The sequence below is a fragment of the Pedobacter indicus genome, assembly GCF_003449035.1.
GTDB classification, from domain to species: domain Bacteria; phylum Bacteroidota; class Bacteroidia; order Sphingobacteriales; family Sphingobacteriaceae; genus Albibacterium; species Albibacterium indicum.
Window position 1 is genome coordinate 2325747 of sequence record NZ_QRGB01000001.1, and the last position, 20311, is coordinate 2346057.

A 20311-nucleotide genomic window follows, 5' to 3' on the forward strand; every position below is an offset into this window, starting at 1 on the left:
GTTTTGCTGCCAAATAAATGAAATTGGCTGAGTGTTATTTCGCTATCGCGATTCTTGGTATATAAGATTTTAAAAGTTCAAACCCTCCAAACATCACGGCACTATATAATAACGTCCCGCCTAAGAAATTCTTTTCAAAAGGGATTGCCAAAACTAAACAATGTAAGAAGCCGGAAAGATTTTGCTCGTATGCCGGATTATTTAACCAAACACCGATATCAGCTACTATCCAATGGATAAGTACAGCCCCTAAAGCTGATAAAAAAATTGACGTGGGTTTAACGGTTTTTACAGTTTTCCCTAACAAAACTATTAAGGCAAAACTCAAATAAACCCAAGCAATACCTTCATAATACAGTGTAAATTTTCCGAAATAGGCATAGTTCAGAAACAAATCAGAAGCAAGCAATACCGCTAAGGGTATTAAAAATGCCTGCCATTTATTTTTGAGATAAACACCTCCAAAGAGAGCAATTGCTCCTACTGGCGTAAAGTTAGCCCAGTTACCGAAGCTTTCGGGGCTTAAACCTCTCAGAGCAGCGAAAGCAATAATAATGGCTAAGACAGCCCATGTTCGGATATTAAATTTTTCGATAGACATAATTTGTGAATTTAAACGTGTAAAGATAAAGAATATAAACAAGGGCGACAATTCAAATCTATATTTAAACCCAAGAAATCGCGGTGAAATACTATCTTTGCTCGCATGATTCAAATTTTTACAGATGGTGCTTCAAGCGGGAATCCAGGTCCTGGCGGTTTTGGTGTAATACTAAGAAAGGGTACACATTATAAAGAAATATCAGGCGGGTTCAGAAAGACAACGAATAACAGAATGGAGCTTCTGGCTGTTATCATCGGGTTGGAGGCACTTAAAAATTTAGATCAAGAAGTTACAGTTTTTACAGATTCCAAATACATTATTGATGCGGTAGAAAAAAGGTGGTTGGATGGCTGGATAAGAAAAGGTTTCGCGGGAAAGAAAAACAAAGATTTGTGGATGAGGTTTTATTCCATCTACAGACAGCACCGTGTTCGTTTTGTTTGGATTAAAGGTCACGCAGGTCACCCTGAGAATGAACGTTGTGATGCCATGGCTGTACAGGCTTCGAAAGACAAAGCAAAATGGGAGATTGACTCCGTCTTTGAAGCAGAGCAAGTCAAATAGCTATAACTAAATACGCTATCGGTGGTTTGACGAAGTTAAACTAATTGTCGTTGCTGAACACATAACGGATTTCATCTCGCAAATTATATCTCGATGACATCACCTCTCCGTAAGCTCCCGCTGATCGGATTGCAATCAGATCTCCTCGTTTAGTTTCAAATAATGGGACTTCCTTAGCGAAGCAGTCTGAGCTTTCGCATATTGGCCCCACTACATCATAGTTAATTCGTTCCCTATTGCCATTGCCAGAAAGTTGCTGAACTTTATGGTAGGCTTGATACAATGCCGGCCGCATCAACTCGGTCATTCCCGCATCCAGAATAATAAAATTCTTTTTGATTCCTTTCTTAACGTAGAGCACCTTACTAATTAAGCTACCACATTGCGCAACAATGGCTCTTCCCAATTCAAAATGAACTTCCTGATTTGGTTTCCGTTCTAGGAATTGATCAAAGGTTTCAAAATATGCGGCAAAGTTGGGGATACTGTTTTTATCAGGATCATGGTAGTCTATTCCTAGCCCCCCTCCTACATTCAGAACATCCAGATAGTGTCCTCTTTCTTCGAACCAATTATTGAGCTCATTGACTTTGACACACAGGCTCCTGAATACTTTCAGATCGGTAATTTGTGAACCAACGTGAAAATGGATGCCAATGAGTTTTACGGAAGAAAGCTCTTTTAATGTTGTAATACAATCTTCTAACTCCCACACCTTAATACCAAACTTATTCTCATCAAGCCCTGTTGTAATATAATGGTGAGTTTGGGCATCTACGTTTGGGTTGATTCTTAAAGCAACCCTAGCAATTTTCTTTTTTTCCGATGCAAGTTGGTTTATTACTTCCAATTCTTGGATCGACTCCACATTAAAGGAAAAGATTTCATTTTCGAGAGCAATGTCTATTTCACTGTCAGATTTTCCAACACCTGCGAATACAATTTTACTTGCATCAAATCCTGTTTCCAAGGCCTTTAGAACTTCATTTCCACTCACACAATCAGCACCTAAATTCTTCGCTTGCACCAGTTTTAATAGTCTATCATTGAAGTTCGCTTTAAGAGCATAATGTACATGAAAGCCGTATTTACCAGCTTCGTGATTTACTGCGTCCAATGTTCTTTCCAGTAAATCCACATCATAATAGTAGAAAGGAGTTTGTTGTTTTTCAAACACTTTAATCAAGTTGTTATCAAGCATAAGACTCTGCGGAATTTCTAAAATTAAACGATTGTATTAAAATAAACGATTATGCAATGATTTCAGCGCTTCATGTTTGTCTTCTGTTCTGAGAAGAATCGATATGTTATAGTCGCTTCCTCCGTAAGATATCATCCGAACGGGAAGATGTTTAACAGCATCTAGTACACGTGACGCAAAACCGTGTGTTTCGAGACTAAAATCACCCACCACACATATAATCGTTTGATCAAAGTCGATTTCTACACTACCGAAATCCTTTAATTCCTTTTTTATTTCCTCTAGATATTTTGTTTGATCGATAGTTAATGAGATGGCCACCTCCGAGGTCGTGATCATGTCGATAGGGGTTTTATATCGCTCAAAAATCTCGAATACTTTTCGTAGGAAACCATAAGCCAACAGCATTCTGGATGAGTGAATTCTGATTGCTGTAATACCATCTTTAGCGGCAATTGCACGCACACCCTTTTTTATTGCCCCGTCAGAACTAATTTCTGTTCCAGGAGCTTTCGGGTCCATCGTATTAAGCAATTTTACCGGAACATTGTATTTCTGCGCAGGAAAAACACTTTGTGGATGCAGAATTTTTGCACCAAAATAGGCTAATTCAGCTGCTTCATTGAAAGAAAGGTGTGCAATGGGCTTTGTCCCCGAAACCAATCTTGGATCATTGTTGTGCATGCCGTCAATGTCCGTCCAGATCTGAATCTCTTCCGCTTGGATTGCAGAGCCAATCAGTGAAGCCGTATAATCACTTCCTCCTCTTCTCAGGTTATCTATTTCACCAAATGAGTTACGACAAATAAAACCTTGTGTAATAAAGAGGTCGCAATCTTCTTCTTTCTCCAACAGCGTATTTAAATTCGTTCGGATATGATCAATGACCGGTTCATTATCCTCGTCGATTTTCATAAAATCCAGCGCTGGTAGAAGAGCAGATTTAATACCCTGCTCATTTAGATAAAAATGGAATAATGTTGTGGATATTAACTCTCCTTGCGCGAGGATAATCTTATCTTCAATAGGTGTATATAGTTTCCCGTTAAATGAATTAATAAGATTAAAGTGATAGTCAACTAATTCTGTTCCATTTCGTAACCCTTCTTCGGTTGAAAACAGATCGTTCAAGTATTGATCATATGTTTTTCGAAGCGCTTTAATCTTTTCGCCAGCCTCTTCCTTTTTTCCTTGCTGAAAATCTTCTCCTATTGCCACTAAAGCGTTCGTTGTGCCAGACACTGCTGATAGCACAATAATTTGTCTTTTATTTTCTTTCGCTATGGTATACAGCGATTTCATTCGTTCGGCGGAACCTACAGATGTTCCACCAAATTTTAATATTTTCATCAATATAGTTCTATCGATTAGCGTTCCCTACTACTTATTCCGTGACCGTAAGCTCTTGAATGATCAAGGTAGCAAGCTCCTCTCCCACTCGTTTTTGAGCTTCATTCGTAGCTGCACCTATATGCGGTGATAAAGACACCCTTGGATGCCTTAGTAAGCTAGCTTTCGGCGTAGGCTCATTATCAAAGACATCAAGCCCAGCAAATGCGATCTTTCCATTGTTAAGGTTTTCAAGCAAAGCGTTTTCATCGATCACACCTCCCCTTGAGGCATTTACAATCCCCGCTCCATCTTTCATTTTAGCAAACTCTTCATTACCTATTAATGCTTTTCCGAGAAAAGGTACATGCAAGCTAATAAAGTCTGCAGACGCCAATAGCTCATCCAAACTTACTTGAGTTACCTGAAGATCTAAAGACTGTCCATTGAAGAAAGAAATGGTAACCGTAGGATTGATTTCGTAAGTATCAACCACGAGTACATTCATGCCGAGACTCACTCCGATTTTTGCAGTTTCATGTCCAATTCGTCCAAAACCAATGACCCCGAGTGTTTTACCGCGAAGTTCACTGCCCTTAGCATAAGCTTTTTTCAATCCAGCAAAATTAGAATCTCCTTCCGTCACCATTTTTCGCTGCGCGTCATAAAGAAACCGCACGCCGCTGAAAAAGTGCCCAAAAACTAGTTCAGCCACCGAAATGGAAGAAGCGGCAGGGGTGTTGATCACAGCGATCCCTTTCTCTCGTGCATATTCAACGTCAATATTGTCCATCCCCACTCCACCGCGTGCGATGATTTTCAGGTTCGGACAAGCATCTATTAAGTCTTTCCTGATTTTTGTTGCACTACGTACAGTTACAACATCGTATGCAGGTAATTTTTCAAATAATTCCTCTTGCGGAATATGTGTGGTATCGACAACAAAACCTGCTCTTTCAAGCATTTCTTGCCCAACTTTATCGATACCATCATTCGCTAATATTCTCATCTGTATATTCTATTATTTTTATTTATTAACTTTCTCTTCAAACTCTTGCATGACATCAACGAGCAGATGCACACTCGATAATGGAAGAGCATTGTAGAGCGATGCTCTAAATCCACCAACACTTCTATGTCCTTTTAATGCAACCAGGTCACGCTCCGTTGCCAAAGCTAAGAAGTCACTTTCTAAGCTTGGATCCTGCATCGTAAAGGCAACGTTCATCCTCGATCTGTCTTCAAGCGCCGCCGGGCCTTTAAAGAGTGAGTTCCGGTCTATTTCTTCATAGAGCTTTCTTGCTTTTGCAATATTTTCACGTTCAATTTCTTCGATCCCACCTTTAAGTCTCAACCATCTCAAATTCAACATCGCAACATAGATAGAGAACACTGGCGGAGTATTGTACATTGACTTCGCTTTAATGTGAGATTGATAATCAAATATCGCAGGTAATGTTTTACCCGTGTTACCCAATAAGTCGTTATTAACAATCACGATTGTCAGTCCTGCCGGACCAATGTTTTTTTGCGCACCTGCATAAATCAGCCCGTACTGAGAAACATCAATTTTTCGACTTAAGATATCAGATGACATGTCACACACAATTGGGATCGGTGAAGAAGGAACATCAAACAATTCTGTGCCGAAAATCGTATTGTTTGACGTGTAGTGGAAATAAGCTGCATCATGTGGGATATCATATTCTTTCGGAATACTGGTATAGTTGTTTTCTTTTCCCGATGCAACAACTTCTACTTCACCAAAATTCCGAGCCTCCTTAATGGCATTACTGGCCCAACTTCCTGTATCAAGATAAGCCATTTTCTCCCCATCCCTTAACAGGTTCATCGGAGCCATCGCAAACTGCTGGCGTGCACCTCCTTGTAGAAAAAGAATAGAATAATTACTCGGCACGGACAACAGATCCCGGATCAAAGATTCTGTCTCAAACACAACGGCTTCAAACTCCTTCGAACGATGGGAAATCTCCAAAATAGATAAGCCTGTATCATTAAAATCAAGGACAGCCTCAGAAGCCTGTTTGAAGACCTCTTGTGGAAGGATACACGGTCCGGCACCAAAATTATGTTTCATATATTATACGTTAAAATAAAAGTTCGATAAAAATAAATATTTATTTTCATCTTTTCATTATAAGTGCTGAAAAATTGCGAATGTAATGACAATTTAAATGTAATGATGAAAAATTTAAATAAAAAAAGCGGAGATGCTTTATTCTCCGCTTTATATAAATGCTTAATAACGAATCAAACGGAGATACTGGACAAGGAAACCTTTTTCATTTCCTCGATCGTCTTCACCGGATCCTCCGACGAAAAAACAGCATTTCCCGCTACCAATACATCTGCTCCTGCTTTCAAAAGAGCAAGCAAGTTATGTTGGTTAACTCCTCCATCAACTTCAATTAAAAGATTTTCATTTCTTTCAATGGCCAATGCTTTCAGTTGGCGTATTTTCTGATAGGTGTTTTCAATGAACTTCTGTCCCCCAAAACCAGGATTTACAGACATAATCAGTACCAGATCCAGATCTTCTATAAGATCCGTCAGAACTGATACCGGCGTATGCGGGTTCAACGCAACTCCTGCTTTACATCCCAGTGCTTTAATCGCCTGCACTGTTCTATGAAGATGGGTGCAAGCTTCATAATGTACCGTTATCACTTCCGCTCCTGCATCTTTAAATTGTTGCAAGTAACGATCCGGATCTACAATCATCAAGTGAACGTCCAACGGTTTCGTCGCATAATGATCTATAGAAGCCAAAACAGGAAATCCAAAAGAAATATTGGGTACAAATACACCATCCATGATATCGATATGAAACCAGTCCGCTTTACTACGGTTAACCATGTCAATATCTTCTTTGAGATTAGCAAAATCCGCCGATAATACAGATGGGGCAATTAGATGTTTCATTTTGACTCGTTTTTTTCAGGTCTAGGAATTAACACTTTTCTCGATAATTTCAGCTTACCTTGTTTATCGATATCCAATAATTTAACTTTTACGATATCGCCGACATTGAAAATACCGTCCATCGTTTCAAATCGCTTCCAATCAATTTCAGAAATATGTAACAAACCATCTTTGCCCGGCATAATTTCAATAAATGCACCAAATGGCATAATAGATTTGACTTTACCTTCGTAGATTTCACCAACCTCTGGTTTTGCAGCAATATTCTTGATACGGCCAACTGCATCATCGATCGCTTGTTTGTTGTCAGCAAAAACCTGAACAATTCCTTTGTTATCGACTTCTTCAATGGAAATAGTCGCACCTGTTTCACGTTGCATTTCCTGGATGATTTTGCCGCCCGGGCCAATTACTGCACCGATAAATTCTTTATCGATCGCGAAGCTAACAATCCGAGGAGCATGAGGCTTGTAATCCTCACGAGGTTCGCTGATCGTTTTCATCATCTCTCCCAAAATATGCAAGCGGGCTTCTTTAGATTGGTTTAAAGCTTCGGTTAATACTTCCCACTTCAGGCCATTAATTTTTAAGTCCATTTGGCAGGCCACGATACCTTTTTCGGTACCAGTTACCTTAAAGTCCATGTCTCCCAAATGATCTTCGTCTCCTAAAATATCACTCAAAACAGCATATTTACCTGTTTCTTCGTCCATGATTAAACCCATGGCGATACCAGAAACTGGTGAGCTTATCTTGACACCGGCATCCATCAATGCCAGCGATCCAGCACAAACAGTAGCCATTGAAGATGAACCATTAGATTCAAGAATGTCAGAAACTACCCGAATTGTATATGGGTTCTCTTCTCCTGTTGGTAAAACTTTCTTTAGGGAGCGCATCGCCAAGTTTCCATGACCCACTTCTCGCCGACCCGGTCCTCTGTTAGGTCTTACTTCACCTACCGAAAATGCCGGAAAGTTATAATGTAAAATAAACTTATTGTAACCGTGTATGAAAGCACCATCGATAATCTGTTCATCATCCTTCGCTCCTAACGTCACAGAAGTAAGTGATTGAGTTTCCCCTCTTGTGAATACAGCAGATCCGTGTGCCGCAGGAAGGTAGTCTATCTCGCTCCATATTGGTCTTACTGTACGCGTATCACGTCCATCTAAACGAATGCCTTCATTCAACACTAAGTTTCTAACGGCATCAGATTGAACGTCGTGGAAATATTTTTTGGTCAGGAAAATAGTATCATCGTCCATTTCTTCCTCATCAACCAAGAATTCAGCCTCTATTTCTTTAAATCGTTCACTACGCTCTTTTTTAGAAAGTCCAGATTTAGCTACTTCATAAACACGATCATAAGCAGCTGCAAAGATGGTTTCGCGCAATTCTGGATTAGAAGGCTCATGAGAGTACTCTCTTTTTACTTTTTTTCCAACCAAGTCGGCAAGCTCAAGCTGAGCCTGAATCTGAACCTTAATTGCCTGATGTGCAAATTCGATTGCTTCAAGCATCTCTTCTTCAGAAATTTCAGCAGCTTCTCCTTCTACCATGCCTATGTCACTAGCAGATCCCGCAACAATAAATTCTAACGTAGCACGCTCTAAATCAGATAGAGATGGATTAATTACTAATTGTCCGTCTATTTTCGCAACGCGGACTTCTGAAATTGGACCATTGAAAGGAATGTCAGATACAGCCAATGCAGCCGACGCAGCTAAGCCCGCCAAAGCATCAGGCATAGTATCTTTATCAGCAGATATCAAACTGATCATAACTTGCGTATCAGCGTGATAATCTTCCGGGAATAACGGACGTAAAGCCCTGTCTACTAACCTTGATATTAATATTTCATAATCCGATAGGCGCGCTTCACGACGTAAAAAGCCACCCGGTATACGACCTGTCGAAGCATATTTTTCTTGATAATCAACCGAAAGCGGTAAAAAATCTGTCCCTGGTTTCGCTTCCTTTGCAGAAACAACCGTTGCCAATAACATGGTATCTCCTTGTTTTACCACTACTGACCCGTCGGCCTGTTTTGCCATTTTTCCGGTGGAAATTTCAACCAGACGACCTTCGCCTAAATCGAATGATGTTTTAAATTCTGTGTAACTCATTTTGTTTCAATAAATACGGTTTCATCTTTCTGCCGTATCAGTCTAGTATATAAATTTTAATATTTCTAAAAATAAAAAGCCATCTCCGAATTTGGGATGGCTTTCTCAAAATTTCACTGATTTCTATTTAATAATATCTCTCAGTTTTAAGGCTTTGATAATCGCACGGTACCTTTCGATATCTTTTTTGTAAAGATAAGCTAACAAAGAACGACGTTTACCAACCAATTTTTGAAGTGCTAACTGAGTAGAAAAATCTTTCTTATTTTTCTTTAAATGCTCAGTTAAATGAGCAATACGATGAGTGAATAAGGCTACTTGGCCTTCTGCAGATCCCGTATTGGTTTCTGATTCAGCGAACTTCTTAAAGATATCCGCTTTGTACTCTTTACTTAAATACATTACTTGAATAATATTAAAGTGTGATTAATAAATTTTAGTGCAAAAATAGTCTTTATATCTTAAAATACAATGAATTGTGCAATTAATTTTTAATTTTGATTGCATGAAGACCTATTCTCGTTTTACGACAAGTTATCGTGTCCGCCCCGATGATATCGATATGTTTCAACACGTACATAATAGCAAATATTTCGACTATGTCCTTGCAGCACGGTATGATCAAATGCGTGACTGCTATGGTGTTACGATGGAAGACTTCATGGATGCCGGTTATGGTTGGGTTGTCAGAACGGCACATGTCGACTATAAGCGGGCATTAGTCATGGGGCAAGAGTTTACTGTAGAAACTGGAATCACAACCATGAATTCTAAAGGCTGTCGCGTTAGCTTTGAGATTAAAATTAAGGAAACCAATAAACTTGCTTGTGACGGGTGGTTTGATTATGTTCTAATCGATATCAAAACCGGTAAATCCACGATGGTCACTCAGAAAATGATCGATCAATTTTCAATATGAAACAATCGTCCTTCTAAAGCCAGATACGAATTTGGGAAGATCGATCGGCATTCAGTTAATAACGGATCTAGGTCTCTATACCTGGCTGAAAAATGTCCAATTAATAATTTTTTAGCACCCACTTTTTTTGCGACCATCGCAGCTTCTAAAGCAGTTGTATGGTATGTTTCTTTCGCTCGGCTTTCCATTTCATGCAAAAAAGTGGCCTCATGATATAAAAGATCTACCTTTTTGATGTATTGATGATAGCTGCCCGAATTGATTGTATCCGAACAGTAAGCATAACTTCTTGCTACTTTTGGCGGGAATGTTAAGTCTGCATTCTCATGTATCTGACCTTTTGTATCAATAAAATCAGCGCCGCGTTTAATCTCAGAAAATAGATGTGCAGGAATGTCCAGCTTATCGCAAACCTTGGTATTGATTTTAGCCAGCGGTGGTTGTTCTACAAAGCGAAAACCCGTACAGGAAATCCGGTGATCTAAAGGAAAACTATAAACCCGAACTTGCTCATTTTCCATGATCAATCGCTCTTTGTCATCAACGAGCGGAATAAAGTGAAGAGGGTAGCGCAGTATCGTCTCTGAATAACGTAGATGAATTTCTATAATTTCCTTGAGTGGTCCGGGTCCATAAATCGATAATTCCTCCCTTCTGCCATTCAGGTGCATTGATGATAGAAGACCAACTAAGCCTAAGTAATGATCGCCATGAAGATGGCTAATAAAAATATGTTTGATTCGGGAAGATTTAATGCCATACCTATTCAACTGCAGCTGCGTTCCTTCTCCACAATCTATTAGGTATAGCTTATTGTCGATATTTAGTACTTGTGATGTCTGATTTCTTCCATAAGCAGGTGTTGCCGAATTACTACCCAATATAGTTAAATCAAACGTCATCGAATATCGTTACTCTTCTGATGTCGAAAAACCACGGAACTCTTTCTCGAGCTCTTCCATGAAGACAATATCTTCCGCCTCCTGAATAGTGGGAACTGATACCAAGACATCTTCTAGCTTACAAAGCTCAATTAGCTGTGTGATAGCCTCATTTGCACATGCTAATATAAAAACACCTCCCAATGCTTTACACATTCTGTGAGCCATTAATGCAGAGCGCAGCCCAGATGGGTCGATCGTTTCCACCTCTGAAAGGTCAAGCACGATATTTCGCTGTCCATCTGTATTGATTCGTACGAATTCCGATTTTACCTGTGGTGCTGCATTCCCATCCAAAACCTTCTCATGAGGCTTTAACACGACATAGCGTTCGTGTCTATCGATTGTAAATTTCATGCTGCTATTTTATCTTTTAATTTCTTGTTATTTTTTTTAACGACTCTAATATACTCTTTTCTACTCGATTATTAATGTCTTCCTGGTCAGGGTAAACAAATTTCTCTCCGATGATATGTTCATACAGTTCAATGTATCTGTTTGAAATGGACTCCACAATTTCGTCTGTCATTTCAGGAATCACCTCTCCTTCTTTACCTTGGAAATTGTTTTCAATTAACCATTTACGGACAAATTCCTTTGAAAGTTGACGTTGAGGTTCACCTCGGTCCTGTAAATCCTGATACGTATCGGCATAAAAATAACGTGACGAATCCGGTGTATGAATTTCATCAATCAAATAGATATCGTCCCCGATTTTCCCAAATTCATATTTTGTATCAACAAGGATGAGTCCCCTTTCAGCAGCTTCTTCTGTTCCACGCTGATATAACCTTCTGGTATAGTCTTCTAACCGTTCATAGTCCGCTCGGCTAACAACCCCATGTTTAATAATATCGTTGGCCGATATATCTTCATCATGTCCTACATGTGCTTTTGTAGAAGGCGTGATGATGGGTCGTGGTAATCGGTCGTTCTCACTTAGACCCTCAGGTAAAGGCTCTCCACATAATTCTCGTTTTCCCGCTTGGTATTCCCGCCAAGCATGTCCGGACAGATAACCCCTTATCACCATTTCAACTTTAAAGGGTTCACATATCCGACCTACACTGACCGTCGGGTCCGGTACATCAAGCAACCAGTTTGGTAGGATGTCTTCAGTCGCTTTTAGAGATTTTGCTGCGATCTGATTAAGAACCTGTCCTTTATATGGGATTGCTCGTGGTAATACAACATCAAATGCAGATATTCTATCACTCACAACCATGACTAGGTAACGGTCGGCTATTGTATACACATCTCGCACTTTCCCTTTATAGAAAGCTGTTTGCAGAGGTAGCGTAAAATTCGTTTCTTTCAATGAGTTCATCACTATCTATTCTTAAATATCACCGTATGCCTCTAAAATTCGTCTCACAAGTTTATGACGAACTACATCTGTCCCACTCAAATAGATAATATCAATGCCCTCAATGTTATCTAATAGTTTAATGGCGGTGTTCAAACCAGATTGCTGTTTTTTCGGTAAGTCGATCTGTGTTACATCCCCCGTGACGATAAACTTCGCGGTTGGTCCCATTCGGGTTAAAAACATTTTTAATTGCAGATCTGTAGCATTTTGCGCCTCGTCCAAAATCACGAAACAGTTGTCAAGCGTCCTTCCCCTCATAAACGCCAATGGAGCTACTTCGATTACACGGTTTTCCAACATATACTTCAGACGCTCTGCCGGAATCATGTCATCGAGTGCATCGTAGAGCGGTCTTAAATATGGGTCTACCTTTTCTTTCAGATCCCCCGGAAGAAAACCTAGATTCTCACCTGCTTCAACGGCTGGGCGGGTCAAGATAATTCGCTTCACTTCCTTGTTTTTTAATGCCCTAACCGCTAAAGCTACCGCTGTGTAAGTTTTGCCAGTACCCGCTGGACCAATAGCAAAGAGAATATCATTTTTCAGAATGCTATCCGCCATTTTTCGTTGATTTGGCGTACGTGCTTTGATAATCAGCCCATTAGGGCCGAAAACAAGAGGCTCTCCCGTTTTTGAGCCTTTGGTATCCTCTTTTTTTACCTCCTTGTCGTCTCGTCTGATATCGAAAATATTCTCTACATCTTGAGCATTGAGTCGATTAAACTTTTCGACGTGTGCTAGTACCGACTGAAAATAATCTTGAAAAGCTGTTAGCTCATTATCGTCACCCAAAACTTTAAAATCTGTACCTCTGGCCACCATCTTTAATTTTGGAAACTGTTTTCTGATTACTTCAAAGTTTTCATTTTCAGGCCCCCACAACACTGATGGGTCCACGTGTTCCAGATCAATCTTTACTTCATTCAAATTTATGTAATTTAAGACGTTATTTATTGTGCAATAAAAATTGAATATTTGCAGTGCAAAATCCTTACGCAAGATTACTAATAATGGCGGATAAAAAAAAGCAAAATAATTCTGCTTATGTTTGCAAAAAAATGAATTGAAAACTAATTCAGACTGTAGGAGGTATTTAAAATAATGGGTATTATCACCTTAACGACAGATTTAGGACATAAAGACTTTTATCAGGCTGCTTTAAAAGGCAGTTTGTTATCCTTATTACCAGCCGTTAGAATTGTTGATATATCACATGATATTACTCCCTTCGATCTTCAACAAGCCGCTTTTATTATCAAGAACTCCTACCATTATTTTCCAAAGAAAACGGTTCATTTGATTGGTGTTGATTCGGTCTATAATAAAGAGACACGATACCTTGCCATGAAATATAAAGGCTATTATTTTATCGGTGCTGACAATGGTATTTTTTCATTGATATTTGATGACCATCCCGAGGAAATTGTAGAAATTTCAATTATACAAGATTTGAAATTTCTACACTTCCCGTTGACTGATATTTTTGCGAAAGCGGCTTGTCATTTAGCCAAAGGGGGCAAACTCATAGAAATAGGCGAGCCGGTTGACAGCTTGGTAGAACGAAAAATATTGGAGCCGATCGTAGACGAGGATTCCATCAGGGGACGCGTTATATATATCGATTCTTTTCAAAATGTTATAACGAATATTCACAAGGAGGTATTTACTCGGGTGCAACGAGACCGTCCTTTTGTTTTATATTTCAAGCGTAACGAAACTATTAGTCATCTGAGTTGGCATTACAACGAGGTTCCCGAAGGCGAAAAGCTATGTCTATTTGGGATCAGCAATTACTTAGAAATTGCAATTAACAAAGGCAATGCCAGTGGTCTGCTCGGTCTCAAAGCAGATGAGGTTGTTCGGATAGAATTTTTAAACAAATAAAATCATAATGTATTTTCATCGAAGTATAACTTTATTTGTGTTTTTCCTGTTTTCCTGCTTTCAGGTCTACTCACAAGATAGCCTTGCTTATGAAGTTCAACGCCAGCGTGTTAACGAACTTCTTGATCAACGAAGCGCACGTTTTGGTCAGTTCAATCAAAGCTTGGAAGCCCGAACAGGGATTTTCGGGTTAAAAACGAAAAAAGATATGCAGGCATCCATTGATATCCTGCGTGAGATCGTTCAAACCGACAATCATATTTTTAAGGAAACCAAGGTTTTATTGGATTATAAGGATATGGAGAAAACATTCATTTCCTATCAAGCCGAAGAAAATAAAGATCGAATCAACGGTTATGTCAACACCATTAGTAAACTCCAAAAACACCAAGAATCGCAAACGCTGCAAATTGAAGAACTGGAGAACCAATCCAGCCGTTATCTGACCCTACTGATCTTTTGTTTGATTCTTGTCATTATTTTGACAGTTCTACTCTATAAGCTCAAATTTAGATCTAAAACAAAAGGTATACAGTAATTCTTTATTACTTTTGATCCGATATAGATTTTCGTATTAAATAAACATGGCCCGTAAAGTATCTACGTCTAAAGAAGAGCTCCCAAAAGCTAAAATAAATAAAGACACATTAAAAAGTGTAAAAAAGTTATTAAAGTATCTCCAGCCCTATCGTACAAAGTTTGCCATCGGGATGATATTCCTCTTCTTTTCAAGTGTTACGGTATTGGCTTTTCCGGCCCTTTTAGGTGCTATGATTGATGCGGCACAATCCATACAAAAATATGACTGGCTCCCGATGAGTATACAAACCATTGGTATCATCTCATTTATTATTTTATTATTTCAAGCTTTCGTATCTTTTTTCCGCATACGTCTCTTTGTCGAAGTTTCTGAAAAATCAATTGCTGATATTCGTCGCGACACCTATTTCAATCTCATCTCTCTTCCGATGAATTTCTTTTCCAATCGCTGGGTTGGTGAGTTAAATAGTCGCCTCTCTGCAGATTTAACGCAAATTCAAACTACCATGACAACTACACTGGCTGAAATGATCCGCCAGGTAATAACCTTAATCGGCGGTTTGGTTTTTTTAATTGTTGTCTCGCCTAAACTTACTTTGCTTAATTTGGCTATCCTCCCATTAATGATTATAGCAGCTGTCTTTTTCGGTCGTTTCATCCGTAAACTATCTCGGGAAACTCAGGATAAACTTGCTGATTCCAATACCATTATTCAGGAATCGCTTTTAGGAATCGCCAATGTAAAAGCCTTTGTTAATGAAGCCTTTGAAGCAGGTCGTTACAAAAGGTCTCTCTCAGAGGTTGTACAGGTGGCTATTCGCGGAGCTAATTATCGCGGTGCGTTTGTCTCTTTTATTATTTTCTGCATTTTCGGTGCTATTATCAGTGTTATCTGGTATGGTTCAACCTTAGTTTATAGCGGCGAAATGTCCGTAGGTGATCTGACCACCTATATCCTCTATTCCATGTTTGTAGCTGGCTCAATGGGCAGTTTTCCCGACCTTTATGCGAATGTTCAGAAGGCTGTAGGTGCCAGCGAACGTGTTATCGAGCTGCTGGAAGAAAATAAAGAAGCGATCTCTCTGCAAACTGTTGACCCTGCGAATGTGGAGAAACTCTCAGGCGATCTTGCTTTTGATCGTGTGTCTTTCGCCTATCCATCCAGAAAAGAAGTAGATGTTCTGAAAGGAATTTCTTTTCAGGTCAACGCTGGTGAAAAGCTGGCCATCGTTGGTTCTAGTGGTAGTGGAAAGTCAACCATTGCTTCTTTGATCCTACGCTTTTATGATCCTCAGGGCGGGAACATTCTTTTTGATGGGAGATCTGCAGGCTCCTACTCTTTAACAGATATCCGCAGCCAGATTGCCATTGTTCCACAAGATGTTCTGTTGTTCGGTGGCAGCATACGCGACAATATAGCCTATGGAAAACTCAGTGCAACAGAAGAAGAAATCATCGAAGCGGCAACCCGGGCGAATGCACATGAATTCATTTCTGGTTTTCCAGAAGGCTATCAAACCTTGGTTGGGGAACGAGGCGTTAAACTCTCGGGTGGGCAGCGCCAACGGATAGCGATTGCGCGCGCGTTATTAAAAGATCCCGCTATCCTTATTTTAGATGAAGCTACTTCTTCTTTAGATTCAGAATCAGAACGCCTTGTCCAAGAAGCTTTGGAAGAACTTTTAAAGAACCGCACATCAATTATCATTGCCCACCGTTTATCAACTATCCGTCAGGTTGATAAGATTATTGTCGTAAACGAAGGTAGAGTTGTTGAAAGTGGTAACCATGACGAGCTGATGCAAAATGACGGCGGGATGTATCGATACCTTACTGAACTTCAAACAGAAAACAAACCAATTCAGCTTTAAGCTGTTCTTCGTTATATGAAGAAATTATTTTTCAAATTGTTGTTGAAATTTAATAATGCCGTATTGCCTCGTTACGCGGGTAAAGATCCCTTAAAACTCACGCAGTTTCAAAAAGCTATATTGGCTTTTCGCTATTGGGTATTAAAGAATGCTCTATAATAGGTTTCCCCGGTTGCGTTTTTCTTCCTCTCGCAAAGCTTCCAAACGTGGCGAAACACTTTTAACAGTGTCATTTTTGTAATCATCCTCGATCAGTCCATCACGCATCCGGACAATCCGATGCGCATGTTGCGCAATATCCTCTTCGTGCGTCACCAGAACAATCGTATTTCCCTTTGAATGTATTTCTTCCAATAAACCCATAATTTCAACGGAAGTTTTGGTATCAAGATTACCTGTTGGTTCATCAGCAAGAATAATAGAGGGATTATTGATCAGCGCTCGAGCAACAGCTACCCGCTGACGCTGGCCACCCGACAGCTCGTTTGGTTTATGGTGCACACGGTTACCTAAACCCACATTTTCCAAAGCCTCTTGTGCTCTGGTTAACCGGTTTGCTTTGTTGACACCAGCATAGACCAAGGGTAACGCTACGTTATCTAACGAAGTTGAACGAGGTAGGAGATTAAAAGTCTGAAAAACAAAGCCAATTTCTTTATTTCTCACATCTGCAAGATCATCTTCCGACATTTCACTTACACGGATATTATTCAGGTAGTATTCTCCACGAGTCGGCGTATCCAAACAGCCTAAAATATTCATTAGTGTCGATTTCCCCGAACCCGAAGGTCCCATCAAGGCGACAAACTCCCCCTTTTGAATCTGAAGTGTAACAGACTTCAGAGCGTGAATTGTTTCAGCACCAATAACGTATTTTCGGCCAATATCGGTAATGTTAATAAGCGGTTGATCAGTCATTCTTTCAAAGCCTTTTAGTTTAGACTAGTCAATCCTTCATTTGTTACGTTCAATTTGAACTTAAGTTTTTTTGGAAAAGATCATAAACTCGATCCCTCAAATCATCGACATGCAAGTTTAGTGCTTCACCATCAACAGGTTTAAGAACTTGGATGTGAATGCTTCCTGCTTGACTGCCCTTTTTACTCCCATCATCCCAAAATAGTTCCCATGCGTCTTTAATAATAACTGGTAAAATTGGAATTTTCAGCTCTGTTGCTAATCTGAACACACCATTCTTAAAAGGATCAAGAACCGGAGGGTATTCATCGCCAATCCCACCCTCAGGAAAAATTACAATACTTTTATCCTCTAGCAAATACTTTTCGGCTCTTTTAAAAGCACGAAATGAAGACATTTTGCTTGATCGATTTACAGGTATATCAATTGTTCTGAAAAATAAACCCGTTACAGGGTTGTTCAAAAGTTCATCTTTCCCGATAAATGAAAAGTCATTTTTGCACACCTTAATCAATGCCGTTATATCTAGATTCGAAGTATGATTAGCGCAAATAATATAGTTCTGACTCCAGTCAACTTCTTCCTCCCATTTGATTTTATAACGGAACCCCACAAAGGAAGAGGCTGTTAGGGCTATCCATTTCCGTATTCTTACAAAAGTTGAATAATGTTTATTGCTGTTCTTTTTCAAAAAGGACAGCAATGGCCAGAACGGTAGAAATACAATGAAAACCGCAACAAGGTATAAGTGCCGATGTAGCTGTTTCATGGTCTAAAAAACCATTAAATTTCCCCGTGGGCGAAGATAGACTCTTTCACCCCACTTTTTTTCAGCAGGTAATAATGAGACAGCATCGCCTGGTATGCCGGATAACACTTGTACGGCAAATTATACTCTTCTGCATAGCGACGGATGATCGGCGTAATCCGTGGATAATAGGTATGCGCAACATGCGGGAACAGATGATGTGCAACATGATGTGTGAAGCCACCAAAAAGGAAATTAGCTAATTTACTGTCAGCGCTAAAATCTTTGGTGACCATCAATTGATGCTCGGCCCAGGTACTGTTCATTTTCCCGTCCTCAGGTGGCATTGGAAAGACAGCGTCTTCATCAACATGGGTTGAAATTAATGCAACGACCCCTAAAAGACTTGCCGAAATATGCATGACAAACCAAGCCAATACAATTAAGTACCAAGGGTGATTTAAAACAAGAATCGGAATTCCGATCAAGTAGAAAAGATTGAAAATCTTCGCGGCAAACATTTTCACATATTCAATCTTCGGAATCTTTAAAATTCTCTTCAAATAATTGTCTTTCGTTCCGAAGAAATCTTTAAAGTCGCGAATAAACAGCCAGTTCAATGTGTACAATGGGTACAAGAGCCACATATAGATATGCTGATACTTATGTATCTTCAACAAAGGACTGTCTGGAAACAAATGTACCAAGTCGCTTTGTTTGATATCGGTATCCCAATTCTGTACATTTGGATATGGGTGGTGTAGCAGAACATGTCGTTTCGACCAGATGTAGTTATTACTACCAAAAAGTTCCAAAACGTACATAAACCATTTGTTATATTTCTTGTTCTTGAATACAGCTCCATGCGCGGCATCGTGGAAAGCATTGATAAACAAGATGATCGTGTTGAAACCTAATAAGATATAGAAAAAGAAAAGAAGAAACGTGTTATTTCCAAAAATTAAAATGCATGCATATAAGACAAAGTAAGATATCAATACACCGATTGATTTGATGACATTTAATCGTTGAATTTTAGCGTTATTTAAAACAGTTTCCTGAACTTCTTTCTGTAACTTTTTAAAAAAATCATCAGGTCCTGCTTTTCGGTACGTGGGTCTAACAAGTGTATCTTTCATTAATTAAACTGACTTAAAACGATTGCTGTAAACAAATAACTAAAGCCATATTAGCTAGACAAAAATAGCAATTAAACCAGATAATTCGTGCCTTCTATAAATCAAATTGTTTGGTTAAGGTCAAATTTATTTAAAGAGAGATTGCATTTCTCCCTGCAAATTATTCGCTATCAAAGCTTGACGTATTGCAGGAAATCTGTATTTTCGCAGGTATATGGAAACAGTTGTTAGCGGTATCCGGAGCACCGGAAAATTACACCTAGGAAATTACTATGGAGCAATAAAAAATTTCCTGGAAATGCAGAATAATCATAATTGCTTTTTCTTTATTGCGGATCTTCATGCTCTTACTACCCATCCTACTTCATCGGAAATGCATGCAAATGTTAGGCAAGTGGTTACAGAATACCTGGCTGCAGGAATCGATCCCGAAAAAGCAACAATATACGTACAATCGGATGTCCCGGAAACGGTCGAACTTTATCTTTATTTAAATATGAACGCCTATCTGGGCGAACTGGAGCGGAGCGCTTCTTTTAAAGATAAGGTACGTTCACATCCAGACAACGTCAATGCTGGACTTCTCACCTATCCGGTATTAATGGCTGCAGATATTTTGATCCACCGGGCTACGAAAGTACCAGTTGGAAAAGATCAGGAACAACATCTTGAAATGGCACGTACCTTTGGTAACCGGTTTAACCGTTTGTATCAAAGCGAATACTTTCCAGAACCTTATGCATTTAGCTTCCAGCAGAAATTGGTTAAGATCCCTGGTCTTGACGGGAAGGGTAAAATGGGCAAATCAGAGGGAGAAGCAAATGCGATCTATCTATCCGATTCTCCAGATGTTATTCGTAAAAAAGTGATGAAGGCGCTTACAGATTCAGGTCCTACTGAAGAAAATCAAGAAAAGCCAGATTATATTCAGAATTTATTTGACCTTATGACAATTGTTTCAAGCGAAGATACCGTGAATCATTTTGATAAGCTATACAACTCCTGCCAGATCCGATACGGCGACTTTAAAAAACAGCTCGCAGAAGATATGATCATAGCCACTGATCCTATTCGAAACCGGATAAACGATATCGCTAACGATCATGACTATCTCCGCAAGGTAGTTACCCTAGGCGCAGAGAAAGCAAGAGCATCTGCTCAAAAAACAATCTCGGACGTTCGTGAACTAATCGGAATTAAGCCTTTTTAATT

Annotated in this window: 21 protein-coding genes; 6 read left to right on the plus strand and 15 right to left on the minus strand. The window is 39.5% G+C overall.

Going from position 1 to position 20311, the window contains the following annotated elements:
- Positions 1-34: 34 nt before the first annotated feature.
- Positions 35-601 (minus strand): DUF6580 family putative transport protein, encoded by a 567-nt coding sequence (locus D3P12_RS10320; RefSeq protein WP_118195225.1) that lies wholly within the window; start codon positions 599-601, stop codon positions 35-37.
- 105 nt (positions 602-706) lie between these two features.
- Here D3P12_RS10320 and rnhA point away from each other — a divergent pair, with 105 nt between their 5' ends.
- Positions 707-1168, plus strand: a complete 462-nt coding sequence (gene rnhA / locus D3P12_RS10325) for a ribonuclease HI (RefSeq protein WP_118195227.1) — start codon at positions 707-709, stop codon at positions 1166-1168.
- Positions 1169-1208: 40 nt separating this feature from the next.
- On the opposite strand, the gene lysA is transcribed toward rnhA, so the two are convergent.
- From lysA to rpsO, 7 genes are all read right to left on the minus strand, one after another.
- Positions 1209-2369, minus strand: coding sequence for a diaminopimelate decarboxylase (gene lysA, locus D3P12_RS10330; protein ID WP_118195229.1), 1161 nt, complete (start codon positions 2367-2369; stop codon positions 1209-1211).
- A gap of 36 nt (positions 2370-2405) precedes the next feature.
- On the minus strand, positions 2406-3719 hold the full coding sequence (locus D3P12_RS10335) for an aspartate kinase (protein ID WP_118195231.1): 1314 nt from the start codon (positions 3717-3719) through the stop codon (positions 2406-2408).
- Positions 3720-3753: 34 nt separating this feature from the next.
- Positions 3754-4707, minus strand: a complete 954-nt coding sequence (locus D3P12_RS10340; RefSeq protein ID WP_118195233.1) for a D-2-hydroxyacid dehydrogenase — start codon at positions 4705-4707, stop codon at positions 3754-3756.
- An 18-nt stretch (positions 4708-4725) separates the two neighbouring features.
- On the minus strand, positions 4726-5796 hold the full coding sequence (gene serC / locus D3P12_RS10345; RefSeq protein ID WP_118195235.1) for a 3-phosphoserine/phosphohydroxythreonine transaminase: 1071 nt from the start codon (positions 5794-5796) through the stop codon (positions 4726-4728).
- Positions 5797-5969: 173 nt separating this feature from the next.
- On the minus strand, positions 5970-6641 hold the full coding sequence (gene rpe, locus D3P12_RS10350) for a ribulose-phosphate 3-epimerase (RefSeq protein WP_118195237.1): 672 nt from the start codon (positions 6639-6641) through the stop codon (positions 5970-5972).
- Positions 6638-8770, minus strand: a complete 2133-nt coding sequence (locus D3P12_RS10355) for a polyribonucleotide nucleotidyltransferase (RefSeq protein ID WP_118195242.1) — start codon at positions 8768-8770, stop codon at positions 6638-6640. Before D3P12_RS10355 ends, rpe begins: the two co-directional genes overlap by 4 nt.
- 123 nt (positions 8771-8893) lie before the next feature.
- Positions 8894-9172: a 30S ribosomal protein S15 gene (gene rpsO, locus D3P12_RS10360; protein WP_118195244.1), complete on the minus strand. Its 279-nt coding sequence runs from the start codon at positions 9170-9172 to the stop codon at positions 8894-8896.
- A gap of 103 nt (positions 9173-9275) precedes the next feature.
- Between rpsO and D3P12_RS10365 the strand changes: the two genes are divergently transcribed.
- A complete protein-coding gene (locus tag D3P12_RS10365; protein ID WP_118195245.1) occupies positions 9276-9689 on the plus strand; it encodes an acyl-CoA thioesterase in 414 nt (137 codons plus the stop codon).
- Here D3P12_RS10365 and D3P12_RS10370 read toward each other — a convergent pair.
- The 4 genes from D3P12_RS10370 to D3P12_RS10385 are packed head-to-tail and all read right to left on the minus strand — an operon-like array spanning position 9674 to position 12926.
- Entirely contained in the window at positions 9674-10591 is a 918-nt protein-coding gene (locus D3P12_RS10370) for a ribonuclease Z (protein WP_118195247.1), read from the minus strand. The genes D3P12_RS10365 and D3P12_RS10370 overlap by 16 nt on opposite strands.
- A gap of 9 nt (positions 10592-10600) precedes the next feature.
- Entirely contained in the window at positions 10601-10987 is a 387-nt protein-coding gene (locus D3P12_RS10375; protein WP_118195249.1) for an STAS domain-containing protein, read from the minus strand.
- Positions 10988-11003: 16 nt separating this feature from the next.
- Positions 11004-11957 (minus strand): phosphoribosylaminoimidazolesuccinocarboxamide synthase, encoded by a 954-nt coding sequence (locus D3P12_RS10380; protein WP_118195251.1) that lies wholly within the window; start codon positions 11955-11957, stop codon positions 11004-11006.
- Positions 11958-11969: 12 nt separating this feature from the next.
- Entirely contained in the window at positions 11970-12926 is a 957-nt protein-coding gene (locus tag D3P12_RS10385) for a PhoH family protein (protein WP_118197072.1), read from the minus strand.
- A gap of 174 nt (positions 12927-13100) precedes the next feature.
- Here D3P12_RS10385 and D3P12_RS10390 point away from each other — a divergent pair, with 174 nt between their 5' ends.
- The 3 genes from D3P12_RS10390 to D3P12_RS10400 are packed head-to-tail and all read left to right on the plus strand — an operon-like array spanning position 13101 to position 16294.
- Complete coding sequence (locus D3P12_RS10390) at positions 13101-13883, plus strand: SAM hydrolase/SAM-dependent halogenase family protein (RefSeq protein ID WP_118195253.1); 783 nt, start codon at positions 13101-13103, stop codon at positions 13881-13883.
- A gap of 7 nt (positions 13884-13890) precedes the next feature.
- Positions 13891-14421: a hypothetical protein gene (locus D3P12_RS10395; RefSeq protein ID WP_118195255.1), complete on the plus strand. Its 531-nt coding sequence runs from the start codon at positions 13891-13893 to the stop codon at positions 14419-14421.
- 46 nt (positions 14422-14467) lie between these two features.
- Positions 14468-16294: an ABC transporter ATP-binding protein gene (locus D3P12_RS10400; protein WP_118195256.1), complete on the plus strand. Its 1827-nt coding sequence runs from the start codon at positions 14468-14470 to the stop codon at positions 16292-16294.
- Positions 16295-16447: 153 nt separating this feature from the next.
- Here the strand turns inward: D3P12_RS10400 and D3P12_RS10405 are convergent, their stop codons facing one another.
- The 3 genes from D3P12_RS10405 to D3P12_RS10415 are packed head-to-tail and all read right to left on the minus strand — an operon-like array spanning position 16448 to position 19099.
- Positions 16448-17212 carry an ABC transporter ATP-binding protein gene (locus D3P12_RS10405; RefSeq protein WP_118195258.1) on the minus strand — a complete coding sequence of 255 codons (765 nt, stop codon included), beginning with the start codon at positions 17210-17212 and terminating at the stop codon, positions 16448-16450.
- A 49-nt stretch (positions 17213-17261) separates the two neighbouring features.
- Positions 17262-17981, minus strand: a complete 720-nt coding sequence (locus D3P12_RS10410) for a lysophospholipid acyltransferase family protein (RefSeq protein ID WP_118195260.1) — start codon at positions 17979-17981, stop codon at positions 17262-17264.
- A gap of 14 nt (positions 17982-17995) precedes the next feature.
- Positions 17996-19099 (minus strand): fatty acid desaturase family protein, encoded by a 1104-nt coding sequence (locus D3P12_RS10415; protein ID WP_118195262.1) that lies wholly within the window; start codon positions 19097-19099, stop codon positions 17996-17998.
- Positions 19100-19313: 214 nt separating this feature from the next.
- On the opposite strand from D3P12_RS10415, the gene trpS reads away from it, so the two are divergent.
- Positions 19314-20309, plus strand: coding sequence for a tryptophan--tRNA ligase (gene trpS, locus D3P12_RS10420; protein ID WP_118195264.1), 996 nt, complete (start codon positions 19314-19316; stop codon positions 20307-20309).
- Positions 20310-20311 lie beyond the last annotated feature (2 nt).

Coding starts and splice junctions, on each gene's coding strand:
- D3P12_RS10320 (WP_118195225.1), bottom strand. CDS start 601: ATGTCTATCGAAAAATTTAATATCCGAACATGGGCTGTCTTAGCCATT.
- rnhA (WP_118195227.1), top strand. CDS start 707: ATGATTCAAATTTTTACAGATGGTGCTTCAAGCGGGAATCCAGGTCCT.
- lysA (WP_118195229.1), bottom strand. CDS start 2,369: ATGCTTGATAACAACTTGATTAAAGTGTTTGAAAAACAACAAACTCCT.
- D3P12_RS10335 (WP_118195231.1), bottom strand. CDS start 3,719: ATGAAAATATTAAAATTTGGTGGAACATCTGTAGGTTCCGCCGAACGA.
- D3P12_RS10340 (WP_118195233.1), bottom strand. CDS start 4,707: ATGAGAATATTAGCGAATGATGGTATCGATAAAGTTGGGCAAGAAATG.
- serC (WP_118195235.1), bottom strand. CDS start 5,796: ATGAAACATAATTTTGGTGCCGGACCGTGTATCCTTCCACAAGAGGTC.
- rpe (WP_118195237.1), bottom strand. CDS start 6,641: ATGAAACATCTAATTGCCCCATCTGTATTATCGGCGGATTTTGCTAAT.
- D3P12_RS10355 (WP_118195242.1), bottom strand. CDS start 8,770: ATGAGTTACACAGAATTTAAAACATCATTCGATTTAGGCGAAGGTCGT.
- rpsO (WP_118195244.1), bottom strand. CDS start 9,172: ATGTATTTAAGTAAAGAGTACAAAGCGGATATCTTTAAGAAGTTCGCT.
- D3P12_RS10365 (WP_118195245.1), top strand. CDS start 9,276: ATGAAGACCTATTCTCGTTTTACGACAAGTTATCGTGTCCGCCCCGAT.
- D3P12_RS10370 (WP_118195247.1), bottom strand. CDS start 10,591: ATGACGTTTGATTTAACTATATTGGGTAGTAATTCGGCAACACCTGCT.
- D3P12_RS10375 (WP_118195249.1), bottom strand. CDS start 10,987: ATGAAATTTACAATCGATAGACACGAACGCTATGTCGTGTTAAAGCCT.
- D3P12_RS10380 (WP_118195251.1), bottom strand. CDS start 11,957: ATGAACTCATTGAAAGAAACGAATTTTACGCTACCTCTGCAAACAGCT.
- D3P12_RS10390 (WP_118195253.1), top strand. CDS start 13,101: ATGGGTATTATCACCTTAACGACAGATTTAGGACATAAAGACTTTTAT.
- D3P12_RS10395 (WP_118195255.1), top strand. CDS start 13,891: ATGTATTTTCATCGAAGTATAACTTTATTTGTGTTTTTCCTGTTTTCC.
- D3P12_RS10400 (WP_118195256.1), top strand. CDS start 14,468: ATGGCCCGTAAAGTATCTACGTCTAAAGAAGAGCTCCCAAAAGCTAAA.
- D3P12_RS10405 (WP_118195258.1), bottom strand. CDS start 17,212: ATGACTGATCAACCGCTTATTAACATTACCGATATTGGCCGAAAATAC.
- D3P12_RS10410 (WP_118195260.1), bottom strand. CDS start 17,981: ATGAAACAGCTACATCGGCACTTATACCTTGTTGCGGTTTTCATTGTA.
- D3P12_RS10415 (WP_118195262.1), bottom strand. CDS start 19,099: ATGAAAGATACACTTGTTAGACCCACGTACCGAAAAGCAGGACCTGAT.
- trpS (WP_118195264.1), top strand. CDS start 19,314: ATGGAAACAGTTGTTAGCGGTATCCGGAGCACCGGAAAATTACACCTA.